The 20,623-nt window shown below is 64.9% G+C and carries 18 protein-coding genes; 13 read left to right on the top strand and 5 right to left on the bottom strand.

The genetic code is table 11. The annotated features are described in order from the left end of the window. Positions 1–186: 186 nt before the first annotated feature. Positions 187–1,080 carry a helix-turn-helix domain-containing protein gene (locus tag P9A16_RS23380; protein WP_023512471.1) on the top strand — a complete coding sequence of 298 codons (894 nt, stop codon included), beginning with the start codon at positions 187–189 and terminating at the stop codon, positions 1,078–1,080. A gap of 6 nt (positions 1,081–1,086) precedes the next feature. Here the strand turns inward: P9A16_RS23380 and P9A16_RS23375 are convergent, their stop codons facing one another. Beyond that, the gene (locus P9A16_RS23375) at positions 1,087–3,219 is read right to left on the bottom strand and encodes a TonB-dependent siderophore receptor (RefSeq protein ID WP_037404799.1); all 2,133 of its coding nucleotides are present in this window, start codon (positions 3,217–3,219) and stop codon (positions 1,087–1,089) included. Between the two features lie 287 nt (positions 3,220–3,506). Between P9A16_RS23375 and P9A16_RS23370 the strand changes: the two genes are divergently transcribed. The 5 genes from P9A16_RS23370 to P9A16_RS23350 are packed head-to-tail and all read left to right on the top strand — an operon-like array spanning position 3,507 to position 8,452. Then, positions 3,507–4,499, top strand: a complete 993-nt coding sequence (locus P9A16_RS23370) for an iron-siderophore ABC transporter substrate-binding protein (RefSeq protein WP_023512469.1) — start codon at positions 3,507–3,509, stop codon at positions 4,497–4,499. Continuing rightward, on the top strand, positions 4,496–5,536 hold the full coding sequence (locus tag P9A16_RS23365) for a FecCD family ABC transporter permease (RefSeq protein ID WP_024269886.1): 1,041 nt from the start codon (positions 4,496–4,498) through the stop codon (positions 5,534–5,536). The genes P9A16_RS23370 and P9A16_RS23365 overlap by 4 nt, the downstream gene beginning before the upstream one ends. 2 nt (positions 5,537–5,538) lie before the next feature. Further along, positions 5,539–6,573: a FecCD family ABC transporter permease gene (locus tag P9A16_RS23360; protein WP_024269885.1), complete on the top strand. Its 1,035-nt coding sequence runs from the start codon at positions 5,539–5,541 to the stop codon at positions 6,571–6,573. Further along, positions 6,570–7,391, top strand: coding sequence for an ABC transporter ATP-binding protein (locus P9A16_RS23355; protein WP_023515878.1), 822 nt, complete (start codon positions 6,570–6,572; stop codon positions 7,389–7,391). The genes P9A16_RS23360 and P9A16_RS23355 overlap by 4 nt, the downstream gene beginning before the upstream one ends. Next, positions 7,388–8,452 carry a DUF2218 domain-containing protein gene (locus P9A16_RS23350; RefSeq protein WP_278025946.1) on the top strand — a complete coding sequence of 355 codons (1,065 nt, stop codon included), beginning with the start codon at positions 7,388–7,390 and terminating at the stop codon, positions 8,450–8,452. The genes P9A16_RS23355 and P9A16_RS23350 overlap by 4 nt, the downstream gene beginning before the upstream one ends. 162 nt (positions 8,453–8,614) lie before the next feature. Here P9A16_RS23350 and P9A16_RS23345 read toward each other — a convergent pair whose 3' ends face one another. The 4 genes from P9A16_RS23345 to P9A16_RS23330 all read right to left on the bottom strand — a co-directional run bounded on the left by P9A16_RS23345 (position 8,615) and on the right by P9A16_RS23330 (position 13,630). Beyond that, the gene (locus P9A16_RS23345; protein WP_278025945.1) at positions 8,615–10,078 is read right to left on the bottom strand and encodes a UdgX family uracil-DNA binding protein; all 1,464 of its coding nucleotides are present in this window, start codon (positions 10,076–10,078) and stop codon (positions 8,615–8,617) included. Beyond that, positions 10,078–11,307 carry a putative DNA modification/repair radical SAM protein gene (locus P9A16_RS23340; protein ID WP_024269883.1) on the bottom strand — a complete coding sequence of 410 codons (1,230 nt, stop codon included), beginning with the start codon at positions 11,305–11,307 and terminating at the stop codon, positions 10,078–10,080. Before P9A16_RS23340 ends, P9A16_RS23345 begins: the two co-directional genes overlap by 1 nt. A 135-nt stretch (positions 11,308–11,442) precedes the next feature. After that, positions 11,443–12,645 carry an NAD(P)/FAD-dependent oxidoreductase gene (locus P9A16_RS23335; RefSeq protein ID WP_023517027.1) on the bottom strand — a complete coding sequence of 401 codons (1,203 nt, stop codon included), beginning with the start codon at positions 12,643–12,645 and terminating at the stop codon, positions 11,443–11,445. A 22-nt stretch (positions 12,646–12,667) separates the two neighbouring features. Then, the gene (locus tag P9A16_RS23330) at positions 12,668–13,630 is read right to left on the bottom strand and encodes a 2-hydroxyacid dehydrogenase (RefSeq protein ID WP_023517026.1); all 963 of its coding nucleotides are present in this window, start codon (positions 13,628–13,630) and stop codon (positions 12,668–12,670) included. 217 nt (positions 13,631–13,847) lie between these two features. Here P9A16_RS23330 and P9A16_RS23325 point away from each other — a divergent pair, with 217 nt between their 5' ends. The 7 genes from P9A16_RS23325 (at position 13,848) to P9A16_RS23295 (ending at position 20,623) form a co-directional block, all read left to right on the top strand. Further along, positions 13,848–14,648: a creatininase family protein gene (locus tag P9A16_RS23325; RefSeq protein ID WP_023512613.1), complete on the top strand. Its 801-nt coding sequence runs from the start codon at positions 13,848–13,850 to the stop codon at positions 14,646–14,648. Between the two features lies 1 nt (position 14,649). Then, complete coding sequence (locus P9A16_RS23320) at positions 14,650–15,474, top strand: ABC transporter ATP-binding protein (RefSeq protein WP_023512614.1); 825 nt, start codon at positions 14,650–14,652, stop codon at positions 15,472–15,474. Beyond that, positions 15,455–16,309, top strand: coding sequence for an ABC transporter permease (locus P9A16_RS23315; RefSeq protein ID WP_023512615.1), 855 nt, complete (start codon positions 15,455–15,457; stop codon positions 16,307–16,309). Before P9A16_RS23320 ends, P9A16_RS23315 begins: the two co-directional genes overlap by 20 nt. 5 nt (positions 16,310–16,314) lie before the next feature. Then, entirely contained in the window at positions 16,315–17,529 is a 1,215-nt protein-coding gene (locus P9A16_RS23310; protein ID WP_023512616.1) for an amidohydrolase family protein, read from the top strand. Further along, positions 17,526–18,893 (top strand): FAD-binding oxidoreductase, encoded by a 1,368-nt coding sequence (locus P9A16_RS23305; protein WP_023512617.1) that lies wholly within the window; start codon positions 17,526–17,528, stop codon positions 18,891–18,893. Before P9A16_RS23310 ends, P9A16_RS23305 begins: the two co-directional genes overlap by 4 nt. A gap of 22 nt (positions 18,894–18,915) precedes the next feature. Next, positions 18,916–19,926: an ABC transporter substrate-binding protein gene (locus P9A16_RS23300; protein WP_023512618.1), complete on the top strand. Its 1,011-nt coding sequence runs from the start codon at positions 18,916–18,918 to the stop codon at positions 19,924–19,926. 73 nt (positions 19,927–19,999) lie between these two features. Beyond that, positions 20,000–20,623, top strand: coding sequence for a TetR family transcriptional regulator C-terminal domain-containing protein (locus P9A16_RS23295; RefSeq protein WP_024269882.1), 624 nt, complete (start codon positions 20,000–20,002; stop codon positions 20,621–20,623).

Raw genomic sequence — 20,623 nt, 5'->3', positions numbered from 1 at the left:
GCAGCGGGAGCTTCTGCTTCAAGATCCGAGATTCGCCCGCGACTTGCCCTGAGGAAAAAACATGATATTTTTAATCATATTTTTGTGCGATTGCTGCACGCACAGGAGCGGTTGCCATCGCGTACCGCTTGGCCTTAAACGCATGCAGACATGCGAGGACTGCTCGATCATGGGTGGCTTTGAACGGTGAACTACCAGCATGCAATGACCTGCCACACGGAAGGCATCAAGGTGCTTGCCCCGGTGAAATGGCGTAGCCTCGACGGCTTGGTCGGCGTCTTCTGGGATGCGGAGGGCCATTCCGGCGCGCGCGGCTATTACCTTTCACCCGATCCACGCATCGTGATCTTCTTCAACGACGTGTCGCCGCACATCAAGATGACCAACCGTGACGGCGGCATGCTCGCGCATTCGCGCCCGATGACCCGCGCGGTCTATGTGCCGGCCGGCGTTCCGCTCTGGACGAGTTTCACCTCCGCCCATCGCTTTTCCCATCTCGATCTGCACCTCCACAAGGACCGCATGCTGCGGTTCCTGTCGCCAACGGTCGGCACGTCGGCCGCGCTTGCGACGCTCCGCCGCCCTGTGGAGATCCAGGACGTCGGCGCGATCGAGACGCTGGCAAGCCTCCTCGTCGACGAAGTGTCGGGCCCGACGAAACACGCGCTCTACGCTGAAAGTCTGGTCGGCACGATCGTCAGTGGCCTGCTGGATATCCAGGATTTCCCCAGCGAGCCGCAGAACGGCCGGCTGACCCAGGCGCAGATGAACCGGCTCGTCACCCGCATCAATGCCCAAAGCGACGGCCGCTTGACCGTCGCCGAGATGGCCAAGACGGCCGGCCTTTCCGAAAGCTGGTTCGCCACCGTCTTCAAGCAGACGACCGGCAAGACACCACTGCAGTGGCAGCTCGGCAAACGCATCGACCTTGCGCAGAAGCTGCTGGTCGAAAGCGAGCTGACGATCGCCGATATCGCCGCCCAGCTCGGCTTTTCCGACCAGGCACACCTTACCAAGGCATTCCGGCAGGTCGCCGGTGATACACCCGCCGCCTGGCGGCGGGTGCAGCAGGTCCGCTAGCCTCTCTCACCACGTCTGGCGCAGCGTCGCCGAGATCGAGCGGCCCGGATTGTAGAAATCCGCGCCGAAGCCACCGTAATCGATATGCTTGCGGTCAAAGAGATTGGAGACATTGACTTCGAAGGACGTGTTCTCGAACACCTTGTAGCTGAAGGCCGCATCGACGACGAAATTGCTGCCCGTCTTCACCGTGTTTTCGTCGTTGAAGTAGTAGGAGCCGGTATAGCGGCCACCGAGGCCGAAGGTCATGTCGCCGCGCTTGCCGTCGCCCTCGAGCATGTAGTTGACCCAGAGCGATGCCGTGTGCTTGGGCACATGGTAGGGTTGGTTGCCCTCATTGCCGGCCGCGCCGTTCTCAACGATCTCGGCATCGAGATAGGAATAACCGGCCGTCAGGCTCCAGTTCGGCGTCAATTCCGCCTTGGCCTCCAGGTCGAAACCGCGCACGCGCACCTCGCCGATCGTCTCCTGGAGGTTCGTGGCAGGATTGGTGCGCGTGATGTTGTTCTTCGTCAGATCGTAGATCGAGGCCGTGATCAGCGCCGGGAAGGCGTCCGGTTGGTATTTCACACCAAGTTCGATCTGTTCGCCACGCTCCGGCTCGACGCCGATGGAGGGGGCGGCAACGGATTCGGCGTAGCTGACGAAGGGCGCAATCTCATCGGTGACGCGATAGGTGAGGCCGATGCGTTTCGTCAGTTCGCTGAAGTCCCCCTCGCTCTTGGCGCCCGTCAGCTTGTTCACCTCGCTGAGGTCGAGCCAGTCGTTGCGAAGGCCGGCCGTGACGATAAACTTATCCCAGAAGGCCAGTTCCTGCTGAATATAGAGCGCCTTGCCCGTCTGGTCGCTGCGCGTGCTGGCGATCAGCGGCAGGTTGGTGGGCCGGCCCGTATAGATCGGGTTCGTCCAGTCTATGCCGGGCGCCGGTCCCCACCAGGTATCGTTGTTGCCCTTCATGTCGTTGTATTCGGCGCCGACCAGAGTGCGGCTGTCGACGGCATCGAAATTCGCCTCGTATTGCAGATGCGCGTCGATGATGAACTGCCGGTTCGAGGCCTCGTTGCCGAAGAAGGCGCGCGAGGCGGTCGTGGAGCCGTCCGTCGGCGTTGCAGAAATATAGGCGTAGCCGAAATCGGTGTCGGATTTGCTGTAGCGCGCATTCGCGCCGAAGGTCAGGCCCGAGCTGAAATCGTGGTCGAACAGGACGCTGACCGTATCGCGGTTCGTACCGCGGAAATTGTAGTCCGGCTCGCCGAAGAAGCGGCTGCGGTCGAAATCGGTGCCCACCGGATGGCCCCCGCTGCCGGGCACGCCGTCCTTGTTGAGGTGATCGTAGACGATGGTAAGGCTGGTGGTGTCCGTCGGCCGCCAGGTCAGCCCACCCATGAAGAATTTTTCATCATCGCGCGAATGATCGTATTCCGCGTCGGCATCACGCAGCTTGCCGGTGAAGCGGTAGGAGAGCGTGTCGTCGGCCATCAGATTGTCGCCGAAGTCGAAGCCGACCTCCTTTCGGTCGAACGAGCCGCCCGTGACATAGGCCTCGCCGAATTTCTCGCTGCGCGGGCGCTTCGTCACATAGTTGACGGCACCACCGGGATCGGAGACGCCGAACGTCGTGGAGTTCGCGCCCTTCAGCACCTCGACACGCTCGAAGGCATAGGCTTCTTCCCGCACACCGCCGAAGGGACGGCCGAGGATCAGCCCGTCGCGGTAGGTCGTGGCATCGAAACCACGGATCTTGAAGAAGTCGTAGCGGTCATCCGAACCATAGAAATCCGTGGTGACGCCTGCCGTATATTGCAGGATCTCCTCGACGGTCTCGGCGCCGCGTTGCTGGATTTCCTTGGCCGTGATGACGGAAACCGTCGCCGGCGTGTTCAGGATTTCCGTCGCCATGCGCCCACCGGCGGTCGTCTTCTTCGCGACAATCGACCTTGCATCATTGTCGCCACCCGTCGCAGAGCCATCGCCTTCGACGGTGATGGTCTCAAGCACCGTTGTGGAACCGGCATCCGCCTGCTGGGCGAACGAGACGGACGGCACAAGGGCGACGAGCGCGGTGCAGCCGAGCAGAACCGCAGTCCTCAAACGGATAAGAGGCTGTCTCGTATCGGCGCCGGTCGTCTTGATGTCCATCGTCATGTTCCAGAAATTGAAGTTGCGCTCGCCGGCGGACGGCAGGTCCTGCCGAATGCCAGCCGGAACAGGCGTAAACCTGCGCATCCCCCCTCAGGCCGATGCGGCTGTCCCTTGAAGCGGGAATAACTTGAGACCTACTATCCAGTATTGTAGATTTCCATGGTTTTGTAGGAAACCCCGGAAACTTCGCCGCTGCCTCCCAACAAGCCGTGCCTTCGCCTTGACGCCGCCCAATGAACCTGAAACGGAAACTCCACTTTTAACCGCCCTGGAGGGTTTCGCCCATGTCGCGGCTTTTGCGCTTCCCGCTGATAGTTGTCGCCGCCTGCCTCTGGATTGCGACGACGGCATGGGCCGCGGACGAAACCGCCTATCCCATCGTCATCGAGCACGCCTTCGGAACGACGACGATCACGAAGAAGCCGGCGCGCGTGGCGACCGTCGCCTGGGCGAACCATGAAGTGCCGCTGGCGCTCGGCATCGTGCCCGTGGGCTTTGCCGCCGCCAATTTCGGCGACGACGATGGCGATGGTCTCCTGCCCTGGGTGGCGGAAAGGCTGACGGAACTCGGCGGCGAAAAGCCCGTCCTGTTCGACGAGGGCGACGGTATCGATTTCGAGGCGGTCGCGGCGACGAGGCCGGATGTCATCCTCGCCGCCTATTCCGGCCTCAGCCAGGCGGACTACGAGACGCTGAGCCAGATCGCCCCCGTCATCGCCTACCCGCAATCCGCCTGGTCAACCGACTGGCGCGAGACGATCCGGCTCAACAGCGCCGGGCTCGGCATGGCAAAGGACGGCGAAGCGCTGATCGCACGCATCGAGAAGGAAATCGCCGGCACGGTCGCCGGCTATCCGGTCCTCAAGGGCAAATCGGCGATCTTCGTCACCCATCTCGACGCGACCGACCTCAGCATGGTGAACTTCTATACCGCCAACGACACGCGCATCAAATTCTTCCGCGACCTCGGCCTCGCCTCTCCCAAAAGCGTGCTGGACGCAACGAAGCCCGGACAATTCGCCGCCAGCGTCAGCGCCGAACAGGTCGACGCCTTCGACGATGTCGATATCGTCGTCAGCTACGGCGGCACGCCGCTGCTCGACGCCGTGAAGGCCGATCTCCTGCTCTCGCGCATGCCCGCCGTCAGCAAGGACGCGCTCGTCATGCTCGGCCGCGACCCGGTCGGCACGGCCGCCAATCCAACGCCGCTGTCGATCTCCTGGGTGCTGAAGGACTATGTCGCGCTTCTTGCGGAAGCGGCCGGGAAATCGAAATGACATCGCACGCCGCCACGGCACGAAATCCGGCGCCGGCCGGACGCCTCAAGCGCCTGCGCGGGCTCTGGCTTTTGCTGGTCGCCGCTACGCTCGTCGTGCTGGTGGCGCTGTCGGTGGCGATCGGCACGCGGAATGTCGGCCTTGGCGACATCCTTTCCGCGCTTGGCGGCAGGGTCGAGACGATCAGTGAGGCGGCAGTGGCGATGCGCATTCCCCGCACGCTGCTGGCGCTGCTCGCCGGCGCCGCGCTCGGCCTTGCCGGCGCGATCATGCAGGGCGTGACGCGCAATCCCCTCGCCGATCCCGGCATTCTCGGTGTCAACATGGGGGCATCGCTCGCCGTCGTCGTCAGCGTCGCCTGGTTCGGTATCGAAACCGCCTATGCCTATATCGTCACCGCCATCCTCGGCGCGGGGGCGGCGGCGATCTTCGTCTATGTCATCGGCGCGCTTGGGCGGGGCGGGGCGACGCCGCTGAAGCTGGCGCTCGCAGGGGCCGCCACGTCCGTCGCCTTCTCCTCGCTGGTCATCGCCGTCGTCCTGCCGCGCGCCGACATTGCCGGTGGCGTGCGCGCCTGGCAGATCGGCGGCGTCGGCGGGGCGACCTTCGAACGCATCCTTCCTGTCCTGCCCTTCCTCACCGCCGGCTTCGCCATCAGCCTCCTCTCGGCCCGCAAGCTCAACGCGCTCGCGCTTGGCGACGAGCTTGCCGCCGGCCTCGGCGAACATGTCGCGACCACCCGCGCCGTCGCCGCCTTCGGCGCAATCCTGCTCGCAGGCGCGACGACGGCCGTCTGCGGCCCGATCGGCTTTCTCGGCCTCATCGTACCGCATCTCGTTCGCCTCCTGACCGGCAGCGATCATCGCTGGCTGCTGCCCTTTTCCGCCCTCGGCGGCGCCTGCCTGCTGATCGCCGCCGATATCGTCGGGCGCATCGTGGCAAGGCCGGCCGAACTGGACGTCGGCATCGTGACGGCGCTGATCGGCGCGCCCTTCTTCATCTGGATCGTCCGCCGCCAGCGGGTGCGGGACCTTTGACCATGCTCGCTCCCTTCATCGATTCCATTGCGAGAAACCGCCATCGCCGCGCCCGCCGGCACCACTGTGTCATCGGCCTCCTCTTCACGCTCGTCGCCGTGGCCTTCCTGCTGACCCTGCTGCTCGGCCAGTCCTTCACCCCGCCGCAGGACATTTTCCGCGCATTGATGGGCGAGGATGTGCCTGATGTCGCCTTCACGGTCGGCCAGCTCCGGCTGCCGCGCGCCATGCTCGCGATCCTCGCCGGCCTCAGTTTCGGTCTCGGCGGCGTCGCCTTCCAGATCATGCTGCGCAATCCGCTGGCGAGCCCCGACATTATCGGCATCAGCTGGGGGGCGAGCGCCGCCGCGGTCTTCGCCATCGTCGTGCTCGGGCTTTCGGGGCCGATCGTGTCGATTCTCGCCGTTGCCGCTGGGCTTGGCGTGGCGCTCATCGTCTACGCGCTTTCCTTCCGCAACGGCATCGCGGGCACGCGGCTCATCCTCGTCGGCATTGGCGTTTCGGCCATGTTGGAGAGCGTCATCGCTTACATCCTCTCCACCGCCCCCGCCTGGACCCTGCAAGAGGCCCTGCGCTGGCTCACGGGCAGCGTCAACGGTGCACAGCTCGGCCAGAGCCTGCTGCTCGTCATCGCGCTCGCTGTCTTCGGCGGCCTGCTGCTTTACCGCGCCCGCGACCTCGAAGCCCTGCGGCTTGGCGACGACACCGCGGCCGCGCTCGGCGTCCGGGTCGGCCAAACCCGCGTGCTCGTCATCATCGCTGCTGTCGGCATGATCGCCAGCGCCACGGCCATTTCGGGACCGATCGCCTTCGTCGCCTTCCTCGCGGGGCCGATTGCCGCCCGCATCGTCGGCAACAACGGCTCGCTGCTCGTCCCAGCGGCACTGACAGGCGCGGCGCTGGTATTGGTCGGCGATTATTGCGGCCAGTTCCTGCTGCCGAGCCGCTATCCCGTCGGCGTCGTCACCGGGGCGCTCGGTGCGCCCTACCTGATTTTCCTGATCGTGCGCGTCAACCGGTCCGGAGGCTCCCTATGAAACCGCACACCCTCCTCGCCACCGGCCTTTCCGCCGGGTACGGCGAAACACGCATCCTCGACGGGCTGGACCTTGCCGTGCCGCCCGGGAGGATCACCGTCATTGTCGGGGCGAACGCCTGCGGCAAGTCCACGCTGCTGCGCACCCTCTCGCGCCTGCTGCCGGCCCAAAGAGGGCAGGTGTTGCTGGACGGCAAGTCGATCCATCGCATTCCCTCAAGAGATCTTGCCCGCACGCTCGGCCTCCTGCCCCAATCGCCCATCGCGCCCGAGGGCATCACCGTCGCCGACCTTGTCAGCCGCGGCCGCCATCCGCATCAGGGGGTCTTTTCCCGCTGGACGCGCGAAGACGACGTAGCGGTCGCCGCCGCCCTTGCGGCGACGAAGACCGACGATCTCGCCGAACGGCCGATCGACGAACTCTCGGGCGGTCAGCGCCAGCGTGTCTGGATCGCCATGGCGCTCGCCCAGCAGACGGACCTCCTGCTGCTCGACGAGCCCACCACCTTCCTCGACATCAGCCACCAGATCGAGGTGCTGGACCTCCTGACCGACCTCAACCAGACGCGCGGCACCACCATCGTGATGGTGCTGCACGATCTGAACCTTGCCGCGCGCTACGCCGACCACCTTGTCGCGATGGCGAACGGCCGACTGCATGTAGCCGGCCCGCCGGAGACCGTCCTGACGGAAGACCATGTGCGACAGGTCTTCGGACTCGAAAGTCGCATCATCACCGACCCGACCTCCGGTCGGCCGACCATGTTGCCGATCGGCCGCCATCGCATGATTTCCCCCGTAATCAAGGAGCCCGCATGAACGCCCTCCCGCAATTCAAGCTCACCGGTGTCGCGCTGCCGAAGGATGCGCTGAAAATGCTCGATGAGGTCTGCGAGCACTTCGTCGAGCACGCCGAGGTGCGGCGCACGGAAAATGCCGCAACGCTGACGAGCGAGATCGGCACAGCCGATATGCGTCTCGACGGCGGACGGCTCCTCATCGATCTCGCCTGCCCGAGCGACGAGACGCTTCAGATGAGCCGCACGGTCATCGCCGAGCACCTCTTCTATTTCGCCGGCCAGGACCCGCTGGAACTCACCTGGTCCGAACCGGCGACGCGTTCGCGGCTCGCCAATCTTCATGAAGTGACCGTCGTCTCGGCCGAGGACGTGACGCCGCACATGCGGCGCGTCATCTTTGCTTGCACAGACGTGAAGCCTTTCATCGGCGAGGGCATGCATGTGCGCCTGCTGGTGCCGCCGAAAGGCCGGACGCCGGTCTGGCCGGGGCTGCGCGATGACGGCCGCATTGCCTGGCCGGAGGGCGAGGATGCGCTGCTCGTGCGCGTCTACACGATCCGCGCCGTCAACGCCGAGCGCGGCGAACTCTCGGTCGACTTCCTGCAGCATCCCCTGCCTGGCGTTGCGACACCCGGCGCGGATTTCGCCCGGGATGCGCAGCCGGGGGACAGGCTCGCCCTGCTCGGCCCCGGCGGCGGCGACCTTCCGCAGGCCGAAACCATCTTCCTTGCCGGGGACGAAAGCGCCTTGCCCGCCATCGCCCGCATCGCCGCCGAAGCGCCCGAAGGCACGAGGATGCAGGCGATCATAGAGGTGGCGGATGCGGCGGAAGAGCAGCCGCTGCCGACCACCGGAACGCTCGACATACGCTGGCTGCACCGCGCCAGCTACCCGGCGGGCAACAAGAACATGCTCGCGCAGACGGTGATAGAGGCACTTGCTGCCGTGGATGAAGAAGCCTTCGTCTGGGTCGCCTGCGAGCGGGAGGATGTCCGGCTTGTCCGCGCATTCCTCAAGGGCCGCGGGCACGATCGCACGCGCACCTATGCCGCCTGGTACTGGGAGCGCGACAACGCCTGACGGAACGGCACCTTTCCCCATCCAAAGACGGCTTCTCCGGGTCGCAACCGGTTGAGATCCCGGCTGGCATGAGGCAACCCATAAATTGCCGGGCAGGGAACGACTTTTATCGAGAAGGCGGCGCAACGCCCCCTGAAGCCAAACGCCGCACCACCGGTTCCTTCAGCAAAGGGAATGCGCCCGCTCGATCATAGCCCGGATGGCACGCAGATCCTCAACGAAGAGGGCATGCTGCCTCAACCGTTCCGCGCCGTCCGGAAGGCGCAGCAGATGGGATGGGTGGATTGTGGGGTAGAGCAACCGCGCGCCTTCCATGGCGATCGGCTTGCCGCGAACTTCACTGAGCGGGCGGCGCTCTCCGCTCAGCGCATGGAGGGCGGTCGCGCCGAGCGTGACGACAAGGCTCGGCTGGACAGCATCGATCTCCTTGGCAAGCCACCACCGGCAGTGCTCGATCTCGCCCCTGTCCGGTCGCTGGTGAAGACGGCGCTTGCCACGAGGGACATATTTGAAGTGCTTTACCGCATTCGTCAGATAGAGACTGTCGCGGGCGATGCCCGCCTCGTGCAGCGCGGCGTCCAAGACCCTGCCTGCCGGGCCGACAAAAGGACGGCCAGCAAGATCCTCCTGATCACCCGGTTGCTCCCCGACCATCATGATCCGTGCACCCTGTGGCCCCTCGCCAAATACGGTTTGCGTGGCGGCGCAATGCAGCGGGCACCGCGTGCACCGTCCTGCCTCTTCGCGCAGCGCATCAAGCGTGCCCGGGCTTTCCAGCCTGACCTGCGGCAATGTCGGGGCGGCATCCTGGAGACGATGGTGAAAGAGCGGCGGATCGCTGGCGGCGCGTTCGGCCATGGCGCGCACATTCGCCTCGGCATGGGCGATGAGGCCTGGAATCAGCGCCGCCTCCGGCAGGTTGCGCCAGTACTTCTTCGGCATCTCCGTCTGCATGGCCTTCACCTTGAGCCGGGCCGGATTGAAGATGCTCGCATAGTAGGTGCACCAGAGGTCATCCGTCGGGTCGTCATGGCCGGGATTTTCACAAGGGCGCGGATCGAAGGCCAGGGTCTCGCCATCCCAGCGCGCCGACCCGCGCGGGGTGGCGATCATCCAGTCCATATCGGCAAAGCGTCGACGGAAGAAAGGCGCCGTGCGGGCAACCACGAAATGCGACGGCTCGAACCAGGCGACGAACCGGCGGCGGCCCACCGCTTCTCCGAAAACCTCCTTGAAGCGTACGAAGGCCGTCATCTTGTGGCTATCGCGATGAACATTTCTGGCAAGCAGCCGTGCCCGGGCAACATCCTCGTCCGCCGGCAGCGCGAGAAGGTTCCTGTCGGATTGCAGGCGCCAGAGCAGCCTGTAGAGGAGATGGAAACGGCCGGGTTCGGTATGGCAGACGACCGCCTCGGCCAACTCCAGAAAACCGGCGGGAACGGTGAGCGCCCGCGCCCGCGCCCGAGGCAAGGCTTTCGGCAGGTTCTGCCCCGCCGCAAAGAGCTCGTTCTCCCCCGACGTCCGCCATTCCACCTCCCGCGGTGCAACACCGGCGGCAGCGAGTGCGCGGGCCGCATCCCGCCATTCGGCAAAGTCACCGCGGCCGAGAAGGAAGACCCTGTGCATCAGAGCAGCGAAAGCTGTACCGGCCTGGGTGCGAAGAACGCCTTCAGGTCGGCCCGGTCGGCAAGGCGGCGGGGCGTCCAACCGTCCGTTTCGATGAAGGCACGTACCTTGCGCAGCGAAACGCCGAGCCTTGCCAGGTCCTCCAGCCGCAGACGGCGGAGGCGGCGGCTGGAAAGAATGGCCTCCACGGTCTTCGTGCCGAAGCCAGGCACGCGCAGCAGCCGTTCCCGCTCGGCCCGGTTGACATCCACTGGAAACGCATCGCGATTGGCGAGAGCCCAGGCGAGCTTCGGGTCCATGTCGAGATCGAGCATGCCGCCGGTTGATGCCGTGATTTCGTCGACGCCGAAACCGTAGAAGCGATAGAGCCAGTCGGCCTGGTAGAGCCGGTGTTCACGAACCAGCGGCGGCTTGATCAGCGGAAGCGCACGGGAGGCGTCAGGGATGGGGCTGAAGGCGGAATAGTAGACACGCTTCAGTCCGTAGCTGCCATAGAGCCGGGCGCTGGTTTTCAGGATGGTTGCATCATCCGCACCGTCGGCCCCGACGATCATCTGCGTGCTCTGCCCACCCGGCACGAAGCGCTTGCGTCGTTTCGACTGTAAGGTCGGCTCATCCGCCGCTTCGATCTTGCGGCGCAGGTCGCCCATCGCACGGCGAATTCCCTCCGGGCGCTTCTGCGGTGCGAAGCGGCCGATGCCGGCATCCGTCGGAAGCTCGATGTTGAGCGACAGGCGATCGGCGTAAAGCCCCGCCTGCTCGATCAGTTCCGGCGCGGCATCGGGGATGGATTTCAAATGGATGTAGCCGCCAAATCCATGCACCGTTCGCAGCTCCCGCGCCACGCGCACCATCTCTCCCATTGTGTGATCGGGCGAGCGGATGATGCCCGACGACAGGAACAGCCCTTCGATATAGTTGCGGCGGTAGAACTCCAGCGTCAGCCAGACCACCTCTTCTGGCGTGAACCGGGCTCGTTCCACATTGCTGGACGAGCGGTTGATGCAATAGGCGCAATCGAAGATGCAGAAGTTGGTGAGAAGAATCTTGAGAAGCGAAATGCATCGGCCGTCGGGAGCATAGGCATGGCAAATTCCGGCTCCCTCCGTCGAGCCGAGCCCGCCGCTTTCCATGGAGTCCCGCTTCACCGTTCCACTCGAAGCGCACGAGGCATCGTATTTGGCGGCATCCGAGAGGATCGCTAAGCGCTGCTTCATCGATTTCTTCATGAATGTTCACTATATGTTCTTTTGCGCACCGTCAAGCAACCGGCCCAGACGGCGCGCGCATGAATGCATCAGAACGCCGTACGGCCTGCACCACCGCGCCAGACAGACCGCACGGTGGAACACGGCTTGAACCCGTCATATCAGGGTTTTCAAATCGAAACCCGTATCGGCCACCTGCTCCGGCAAGGGTGAACGCCCGGCCTCGATCAAGCGCTTGCCCACCATATAGCTGCGCGGCTCGTTCATCGCATCGACGGCAAGCAGCACGCCCTCGCGAAAATACCAGTGCGAACGTGCCTTCTCGTTCGCTCCCGATCGCACCACAACCCGGTCAAATGTCGTGTTCAGGCCGGCGATCTGCAGCTTCACGTCATACTGGTCGGACCAGAACCAGGGCTTCGGCACATAATCCATCGCCGCACCCAGCATATTGGCCGCGACGGCTTCAGCCTGGTCGATGGCGTTCTGCACACTCTCCAGCCGGATCATGTCACCGCGATAGGGCAGGCGCGCGCAATCACCGGCCGCCCAGATGGCGGGATCTCCTGTCCTGCCATGCGCATCGACGATAACACCGCCATCGCAGGCGAGACCCGCCGCCGCCGCGAGCCCGTCATTGGCCGTCACGCCGATGCCGGCGATGACGAAGTCCACCTCCCGGCGTGAGCCATCCGCCAACACCACCGAGATCGCCTCCCCGCGTTCCAGCCCAGCCAGGCCGGTGCCCTCGAGGATTTCGACACCGTTGCCGGCATGAAGGCTCCGGAAATAATCGGAGGTTTCCGGCGCGGCGACGCGCTGGAGAATACGGGGCGCCGCCTCAATGAGTGTCACCTTGAGGCCGAGCCTGGCCGCCACCGCCGCGGCCTCCAGCCCGATATAGCCGCCCCCGACGACCAGCACCCGTCGCCCCTCGCGGAACTCCGGGGCCATACGATCGACATCGGCCAGATTGCGCACCACATAGACGCCGGACAGGTCGCCACCGAGCGCGGCCGGTAGCGAACGCGGCGTCGCGCCGGTCGTCAGCGCCAGCTGGTCATAAGATACGCGGTCGTCATCGAGACGGATCTGCCGCGCGGCGCGGTCGATCGCGACGATCCTTTCACCGAGCCGCAGGGCAATGTCGTTGTCCGCGTAGAACCGCTCGGGCCGCAGGTGCAGCTGCTCCAGCGTCATTTCCTTCATCAGGTATTTCTTGGAGAGTGGCGGGCGCTGGTAGGGCAGCGTGTCTTCTTCACCGATGAGCGTGATGCGCCCGCCAAAACCAAGGACCCGCAGTTTGGCCGCCAGCGACGACCCGGCCTGTCCTGCTCCCAGGATCGCTATGTGGTTCATGTCGTCCTCCCCTCGCTCCTGCTCACGCGACCCGGTTTTCCGGCGCATCGCCGCGGAAAAAGGCCTCCAGATTGTCGAGCGCCGTCATGCCCATCGCCGCGCGTGCCGCCTGCGTCGCCGAACCGAGATGGGGCAGCAGAACGACGTCGTCACGCTCGCGGAGGGCGGCCGGCACGGCGGGCTCGAATTCATAGACATCGAGCGCCGCCCCGGCGATCTGCCGGCATTCGAGCGCGCGGATCAGGGCCACCTCGTCCACCACCTCGCCGCGCGAGACGTTGACGAGATGCGCCTCAGGCCGCATCAAAGCGAAGGCACGCTCGTCGATCAGGTGGCGCGTCTCGCTGCCACCCGGCACGGTCAGAACGACAAAATCGGCGCGTTGCAGCAGATCGTCCAGGGGCACCTGTGTCGCGTCCATGCCGGACACGGTCTTCGGCGAGCGGTTGTGGAACAGCACCCGCATGCCGAAACCGGCAGCGGCGCGGCGGGCGACCTCCTGCCCGATACGCCCCATGCCGACAATGCCGATCGTGCTGCCGGAAACATCCCGGCCGAGAAGCTGTACGGGATGCCAGCCCTTCCATGCCCCGGACCGCACCAGCCGCTCCCCCTCGCCCGCACGGCGCGCGGTCATCAAGAGGAGCAGCATCGCAAGGTCGGCTGTCGGGCCGGTGACGGCCCCCGGCGTGTTGGTGACGGCAATGCCTGCGCGCGCCGCTGCCGCAAGGTCGATATGGCTGACCCCGGCGCCAAAATTGGCAAGGATGCGGCAGCGCGGCAATGCCCCATCGGCAAACACCGCCGGCGAGAAGACATCGCCGAGAGAAGGCAGGATCGCGTCGTGATCGCGGAGCGCGGCGGAAAGCTCTGCCGCCGTCGTGGCGCCGGCGTCCTTGCGGATCGTCAGGTCGAAGAGGGCGCCGGCCCGCTCGTGCACGGCGGCCGGCAAGGGACGGGTGATCAGCAGGCGCGGTCGTTTCATAAATCCCTCCCAGACTGCATTCCAACCACCCTCCCGGCGGCAGAAAGTCACGAATAAACATGATGATAATCAAAAGCTTACCGTAACATCTGGAAGGAACATACCAAATAGTTTGACCATTTGCTATGATTTTGTTTATCTAACCTCGGAGGAAGAGGAGGAGCAAGATGGAACTTCTGTCATCAACGGGTATCCGTAACGGCATGGAGGCTTCCCGATGAAGCGCTTCTGGGCCGACTATTCCAGCCGTGATTTCGCAGCGCTCGATCGGGGACGCCTCATCGCCATCCTGCCCATCGGAGCCATCGAGCAGCACGGACCGCACCTGCCGATGTCCGTCGACAGCTGTACCGTCGACGGGGTGGTGCGCCGCCTCGCAAAAGCCCTGCCGGAGGATAGTCCAGTGCTGTTCCTGCCCACGCAGGCCGTCTGCAAGAGCGACGAGCATATCGACTATCCCGGCACGCTCACCCTTTCGGCCGAAACGCTGGTCCGCGTGCTGACCGAAATCGGCGCCAGCGTGGCGCGCTCGGGGGTCCGCAAGTTCGTCCTCCTCAACGGCCATGGCGGCAACATTCCGGTCATGGACGTCGTGACCCGCCAGCTGCGCGTTGCCCATGACATGCTGGCCTTCTCGGTCAACTGGTTCGGCTTTGGCATGCCCGAGGGCGTCTATTCCGATGTCGAGCGCACCCACGGCATCCATGCCGGCGACATGGAGACCTCCGTCATGCTGGCACTCGACCCCGGCAATGTGACCATGGCCGCGGCCCGCGACTTCCGCTCGCGCGGCCAGGACCTTTTCGAAAACTTCCGCCATCTCGGCCTCGGCCGTGGCGCAAAACCGGGCTGGAAGACACAGGATTTCAGCACGGCCGGGGCCTGCGGCGAGGCGCATCTCGCCACCGCCGAAAAGGGTGATGCGACCCTCGACCACGCCGTGGCGCGCCTCGTCGAGGCCATGGCAGAGATCGACAGCCTGCCAGCCGACTGGCTGGACAGAAAGCCGGAGTGGTAGCATGAACGCGGCAAGCCCTCTCCCCAAGGCCGCCGGCCTGACCGGCGCGCCCGCCCTCATCGACATGAAGGACGTCTACAAGCGCTTCGCAAACGGTACCGTGGCGCTGCGCGGCATGTCGCTGACGATCCGCAGCGGTGAGTTCGTGTCCTTTCTCGGCCCTTCGGGCTGCGGCAAAAGCACCGCGCTGAAGATGATCTCCGGTCTCCTGTCCCTCTCCTCGGGTTCGATCACGGTCAACGGTCATCCGGCCGGCGAAAGTCCCCACGGCAGCGATATCGGCTATGTCTTCCAGGAAGCGACGCTGATGCCCTGGGCAACGGTCTTCGACAACGTCTTCCTCCCCCTGAAACTACAGGGGCTCGGCAAGGGCGAGGCGAAAGCCCGCGTGGAAGAGGCCCTTTCCATGGTGGGCCTTGCCAATTTCGCCCGCTCCTATCCGCGCGAACTTTCGGGCGGCATGAAGATGCGCGTTTCCATTGCCCGCGCCATGGTGACGAAACCGAAGCTGCTCTTGATGGACGAACCCTTCGCAGCGCTGGACGAGATGACCCGATCCAAGCTCAACGACGAGGTGCTGGGCCTCTGGCGCTCGCACGGGCTGACAGTGATCTTCGTCACTCATTCGGTCTTCGAATCCGTCTATCTCTCCAGCCGCGTCGTGGTCATGGCCGCGCGCCCCGGCCGTGTGGTGCACGACATCGCGCTGCCCGGCGCCGAGACGCGCACGAGCGCCTACCGCATGACATCCGAGTACACCGAGAACTGCCGTCTGGTCAGCAACGCGCTCGAAGGGACCATGGACCATGTCGATCTCAACCATTGATCCGGCCGTTGCCGAAAGCGAAATCGTCGATCCGCGCATCCTGCTCGAACGCCGCGAACGGCGCCTGCGCGTCATCATGCCCATCATCTCGATTCTGGTGGTGCTTGGACTGTGGGAATTCCTCGTCTGGTACAACGAGGTTCCGCATTACCTGATCCCCGCGCCGAGCCTGATCGCAAAGACGCTGGTCGAGGACTGGTCGTCTCTGATGCAGAGCGCGGCGTTCACGGTGAAGCTGACGCTGCTGTCACTCAGCCTCGCCATCATCGGCGGCGTGCTGCTCGGCATGCTCTTTGCCTTGTCGCGCACGGTGGAAATGTGCCTCTTTCCCTTCGCCGTCATCCTGCAGGTAACGCCGATCATCGCCATCGCACCGCTGATCCTCATCTATGTCAGCAACACCTTCTTCGCGCTGCTCATCTGCGCCTGGATCGTCGCGTTCTTCCCGATCCTGTCGAACACTGCGATCGGCCTGCGCAGCGCCGACCATAACCTGCGCGACATGTTCCGGCTCTATCAGGCGACGCCCTGGCAGCGCCTGCGCCACCTGCTGATCCCCTCGGCACTCCCCTACTTCATGGCCGCGCTGAAGATCGCCGGCGGCCTGTCGCTGATCGGCGCGGTCGTCGCCGAATTCGTCGCAGGCACGGCGGGGCAGAACACCGGCCTTGCCTCACGCATCCTCGAATCGAGCTTCCGCAACGAGATCCCGCGCATGTTCGCCGCGCTGTTCCTCGTCTCGGTGCTGGGGGTCGGGATCTTCCTCGTCACGTCCTGGCTGTCGAACCTCGTGCTCGGCCACTGGCACGAAAGCGAAATCAAGCGCGAGACGTGAACCTCATGCGGACCATCGAGACCACCAGCCTCGCCGATGCCGGCGCCGCGGGCCTGCGCCTTGCAGGCGCCAGCCTCGCTGGCCGGGAGGGCCATTGGGACATTGCCATCAGCGGTGGCCGCATCACGGCCCTCGCCCCCTCGGCAAGCCGCGATGGCGGCCTCGTCCTGCCGCTCCTGGCCGACATTCACACCCATCTCGACAAGACCTTCACCGCCTCCCGGATGCCGGCCCGTGCCACATCGCTCTTCCACGCCATCGAGATGATGCAGGCAGATGCCGCACTCTGGGACGACGCCGATCTACGCCGGCGGGCAGGCCGGGGACTGGATCGCGCCTATCGGCACGGCACGGCGCTGATGCGCAGCCATGTCGACTGGTACGGCGCGACGCCGCCGGCAGCCTGGACCGTGCTGCGCGGGCTTGCCGACGAATGGCAGGGTCGCCTCCATCTGGAGCTTGCCTCGTTGACGCCGCTCGATCTCTTCGCCGATGTCGGCGAAGCCATCGCCGGTGAGGTCAAGGCGACGGGTGGGGTGCTCGGGGCATTCATCTATCGCAACAATGACCTCGAGGCCCGGCTCGCGCACGTCTTCGATCTTGCGGAAAAGCAAGATCTTCTGCTCGACTTCCATGTCGATGAGGGGTTGGACATCGAGGCGCGCGGTATCGATGCCATCGTGGCGGAAACCGAAAGGCGTGGCCTTTCCGGCCGGGTGTTGTGCGGTCATGGCTGCGCGCTCTCGGTGCGTGATCCCTCGGAGGTGGCGGACATTCTCGCCCGAGCGGGCGCAGCGGGTGTCGGACTGACGGTACTGCCAGGCTGCAACGCCTACCTGCAGGACGCCAGGGCCGGCCGCACGCCGCGCCTACGCGGCCTTGCGCCCCTGCATGAGGCGCGGGACGCAGGCCTTGCCGTGATGATCGGCTCCGACAACGTGCGCGACGCCTTCTTCCCCTTCGGCGACTATGACCTCTTCGACGCCTTTCGCAGCGCGACCCTGCTCGGCCACCTCCAGCCGGAGGACTGGCTGGACGCGGTGAGCGAGACACCGGCCCGCTGGATGGGCCGGAGCCTTGCGCTTGTCGAGGGCGGCCCCGCCGATTTCATCCGGCTCGACGCCGAGGATCTGACCGATGCCCTGAGCCGTCCCCGCGTCGACCGACAGGTCTGGCGGGGCGGCCGCATCCTGACCGACCACGAAGGAGAACAGACATGACCGGACACCGCGACTGGGCGTCGATCAAGACGGCGCTGAATGGGATCCGCCTGCATGACGACGAAAACTACATCGCCGCGCGTTCGCGCGACTACTTCTGGTATAGCCCCATCCTCAACGAGCAGCTGAAGGACAAGCTGGGCGAGCTGGTGGTCGTACCCCAGACCCTTGAGGAGGTCGTGCATGTCGCCTCCGTCGTCGCCCGCCACAAGGTTCCGCTTACACTGCGCGGCGGCGGCACCGGCAATTACGGCCAGTGCGTGCCGCTGGACGGCGGTATCGTCATGGACCTCACCCGCCTCGACAGAGTGATCGAGATCACGGACGGCCATGTGCGCGTGGAGGCGGGCGCCCGCATCTCGCGGCTCGATGACGCTGCGCACGAGACCGGGCAGGAACTGATGATGTATCCTTCGACCCGCCAGATGGCGACCATCGGCGGCTTCGTCGCCGGCGGCTCTGGCGGCATCGGCTCGCTGCGCCATGGCATGCTGCGCGACCCCGGCAACCTCACCTATGCCAAGGTCGTCACCGTCGAACCGGAACCGCAGGTCATCGAGCTCCACGGCGAAGACGTGCAGAAGGTGCAGCACGCCTATGGCACCAACGGCATCGTGGTGGAGCTCGGCGTCGGCCTCACCCGCGCAACGGACTGGATCCATACCGCCGCGCTCTTCAACGGCTACGACGCCGCGCTACGTTTCGCGTCGCTGGCGCAGCAGAAGGGGCTCGACTGCTACCTGCTGACCACCGTCGAGCGTCGCTTTGCGCCCTTCTACAACAAGCTCGGCGATCTCTTTCCCGCAGACCGGGACGCCGTCTTCGCCATGGTCGCGCCGCAGGAGATGGCCCGCTTCACCGCCGAGGCAGAGGCCCTTGGCGGGCGCATCTCGTTTGCCATGAGCAAGCCGGAGATCCGCGCCGCCGGCCTGCAACCGGCCTATGAATGCGGCTGGAACCACACCACGCTGCAGGCCCTCAAGGCGGACAAGAGCTGGACCTATCTGCAGGTCGCCTATCCGCGGCCCTTCGATCCCGACCTCGTGCTCCGCCAGATGGCCCGCTACGGCGAGGAGATCTACTGGCACCACGAAATGGCGCGTATGGACGGCGAGGTGCAGATCTTCGCCCTGCCGTTGGTGCGCTACCGCGGCGAAGAGGCCATGTACCGCCTGATCGCCGAACTGGAGGAGACGGACGGCTGCACGATCTTCGACCCTCATGTGGTGACCATCGAGGACGGCGGCATGAAGCAGATCGACCAGACGCAGATCGAGTTCAAGAAGCGTGCCGATCCATACGGCCTGATGAATCCCGGCAAGACCCGGGGCTGGACCGATGGCATGGCCCGCACCGACGCCTGAAACAACCAAAGGGGAAACGCGCATGAAACACATGACAAGTCTTTTCGCCGCCGTGGGCCTGCTGCTCGCCGCCGGCTCCTCCTGGGCCGCCGACAAGGTCGTCTTCGGTACCAACTGGCTGGCCCAAGGCGGCCATGGCGGCTTCTACCAGGCCGTGGTGGACGGCACCTATGCCAAATACGGCCTCGACGTCGAGATCAAGATGGGTGGCCCGCAGGTCAACACCCGCCCGATGCTGCCGGCCGGCCGGCTCGACTTTCTGATGGGCGGCAACCTGCTGCTCGCTTTCGACAATGTGCGCAACGGCATTCCCACCACGGTCGTGGCAGCGATCTTCCAGAAGGATCCGCAGGCCTTCATGGCGCACAAGGGCGAATATGCCGATTTTGCGGCGCTCACCAAGGCACCGTCCGTACTCGTTTCCAAGGACGGCCAGTTCAGCTTCTGGCAGTGGATGGTCACCCGCCTCGGTTTCCAGGATGAACAGCTGCGCCCCTACGGCTTCAACCTCGCGCAGTTCCTGAGCGACAAGAAGATGGTGCAGCAGGCCTATGGCACCGCCGAGCCGCTCTATGCCGCAAAGGAGGGCGCGGAGGTCGACGTGTTCCTGCTCGCCGATCAGGGCTGGAGCACCTATGGCTCGATCATCGAGACGCGCAACGAACTGGTCGAGAACAACCCCGACCTCGTGCAGCGTTTCCTCGACGCTTCCATTGAGGGCTGGAACAACTACCTCTACGGCGATCGCAAGGCGGCCTATGCAGCGATCATCGCCGCCAATCCGGAAATGACGGTCGAAAAGCTCGACGCCGAGATGGCGCAATTCGACAAGCTTCAGATCATTGATTCCGGCGAAGCGGTGGAAAAGGGCATCGGCGCGATGAGCCCCGAGCGCATCAAGGCCTTCCATGACCTTGCCGTCGAAAGCAAGATCATCGAGGCTGGCGCCGTCGATCTCTCGAAGGTCGCCGATACGCGCTTCGTCAACAAGGGCATGGGGCTCGACATCAAGGCCAAGCTGACGGGCAGGTAAGCAAAACCACGGACCGGCACCCACCCCGTGCCGGTCCGATCCCGACGCATCGCCAGGAAGGCCAGGACCGCCCATGAGCACCCTTCAGAAAAAGCGGCAGGAAATCCACGCCGCCATCCGCAACGCGGCCATCCAGGAGTTCGCGCGCAACGGCCTGTCAGGCACCTCCACCCAGGCGATCGCGCAGACGGCGGGCATCACCAAGGCCCAGCTACACTACTACATCTCCTCCAAGGAGGAGCTCTACCAGCAGGTCCTCAGCGACATCGTCGGAGCCTACAAGGACATCTTCTTCCTCTCCGCCTCGCGCGACGATCCGGCGCTGGCGATCACCCAGTATATCGAGCGCAAGGTACGCCATACGCTGGAATTCCCCGACCTCTCACGCTTCTTTGCCAATGAGATTGCCCGTGGCGCACCCGAGATGACGCCCCATTGGGCGGCGCTCAAGGCCGCGGTCGAGGAGGCGAACGCCGTGATCCAGCAATGGATCGACAGTGGCAAGATAACACCCGTCGATCCCCTGCTCTTCCAGATGAACATCTGGGCCGTGACCCAACACTATGCCGAATACGAGGCGCAGGCGCGCGTGCTGATGGACCGGCCGGAAAGCGAGGCACTCGATGCGGACCGCATCATCGCCGAAGCGACCGCGCTTTTCCTGCACCGCTGCGGACTTGCCGGCAAGGAGGCGTGA

The sequence above is a fragment of the Shinella sp. 838 genome, assembly GCF_029623935.1.
In the GTDB taxonomy this organism is placed as follows: Bacteria; Pseudomonadota; Alphaproteobacteria; order Rhizobiales; family Rhizobiaceae; genus Shinella.
Note: the sequence above shows the minus strand (reverse complement) of the source record. Positions and strands in the feature narration are given on the sequence as shown.

What these genes read in the sequence shown, in the direction of transcription:
- P9A16_RS23375 (WP_037404799.1), bottom strand. Translation starts at nt 3,219, where the DNA reads ATGGACATCAAGACGACCGGCGCCGATACGAGACAGCCTCTTATCCGT.
- P9A16_RS23370 (WP_023512469.1), top strand. Translation starts at nt 3,507, where the DNA reads ATGTCGCGGCTTTTGCGCTTCCCGCTGATAGTTGTCGCCGCCTGCCTC.
- P9A16_RS23365 (WP_024269886.1), top strand. Translation starts at nt 4,496, where the DNA reads ATGACATCGCACGCCGCCACGGCACGAAATCCGGCGCCGGCCGGACGC.
- P9A16_RS23360 (WP_024269885.1), top strand. Translation starts at nt 5,539, where the DNA reads ATGCTCGCTCCCTTCATCGATTCCATTGCGAGAAACCGCCATCGCCGC.
- P9A16_RS23355 (WP_023515878.1), top strand. Translation starts at nt 6,570, where the DNA reads ATGAAACCGCACACCCTCCTCGCCACCGGCCTTTCCGCCGGGTACGGC.
- P9A16_RS23350 (WP_278025946.1), top strand. Translation starts at nt 7,388, where the DNA reads ATGAACGCCCTCCCGCAATTCAAGCTCACCGGTGTCGCGCTGCCGAAG.
- P9A16_RS23345 (WP_278025945.1), bottom strand. Translation starts at nt 10,078, where the DNA reads ATGCACAGGGTCTTCCTTCTCGGCCGCGGTGACTTTGCCGAATGGCGG.
- P9A16_RS23340 (WP_024269883.1), bottom strand. Translation starts at nt 11,307, where the DNA reads ATGAAGAAATCGATGAAGCAGCGCTTAGCGATCCTCTCGGATGCCGCC.
- P9A16_RS23335 (WP_023517027.1), bottom strand. Translation starts at nt 12,645, where the DNA reads ATGAACCACATAGCGATCCTGGGAGCAGGACAGGCCGGGTCGTCGCTG.
- P9A16_RS23330 (WP_023517026.1), bottom strand. Translation starts at nt 13,630, where the DNA reads ATGAAACGACCGCGCCTGCTGATCACCCGTCCCTTGCCGGCCGCCGTG.
- P9A16_RS23325 (WP_023512613.1), top strand. Translation starts at nt 13,848, where the DNA reads ATGAAGCGCTTCTGGGCCGACTATTCCAGCCGTGATTTCGCAGCGCTC.
- P9A16_RS23320 (WP_023512614.1), top strand. Translation starts at nt 14,650, where the DNA reads ATGAACGCGGCAAGCCCTCTCCCCAAGGCCGCCGGCCTGACCGGCGCG.
- P9A16_RS23315 (WP_023512615.1), top strand. Translation starts at nt 15,455, where the DNA reads ATGTCGATCTCAACCATTGATCCGGCCGTTGCCGAAAGCGAAATCGTC.
- P9A16_RS23310 (WP_023512616.1), top strand. Translation starts at nt 16,315, where the DNA reads ATGCGGACCATCGAGACCACCAGCCTCGCCGATGCCGGCGCCGCGGGC.
- P9A16_RS23305 (WP_023512617.1), top strand. Translation starts at nt 17,526, where the DNA reads ATGACCGGACACCGCGACTGGGCGTCGATCAAGACGGCGCTGAATGGG.
- P9A16_RS23300 (WP_023512618.1), top strand. Translation starts at nt 18,916, where the DNA reads ATGAAACACATGACAAGTCTTTTCGCCGCCGTGGGCCTGCTGCTCGCC.
- P9A16_RS23295 (WP_024269882.1), top strand. Translation starts at nt 20,000, where the DNA reads ATGAGCACCCTTCAGAAAAAGCGGCAGGAAATCCACGCCGCCATCCGC.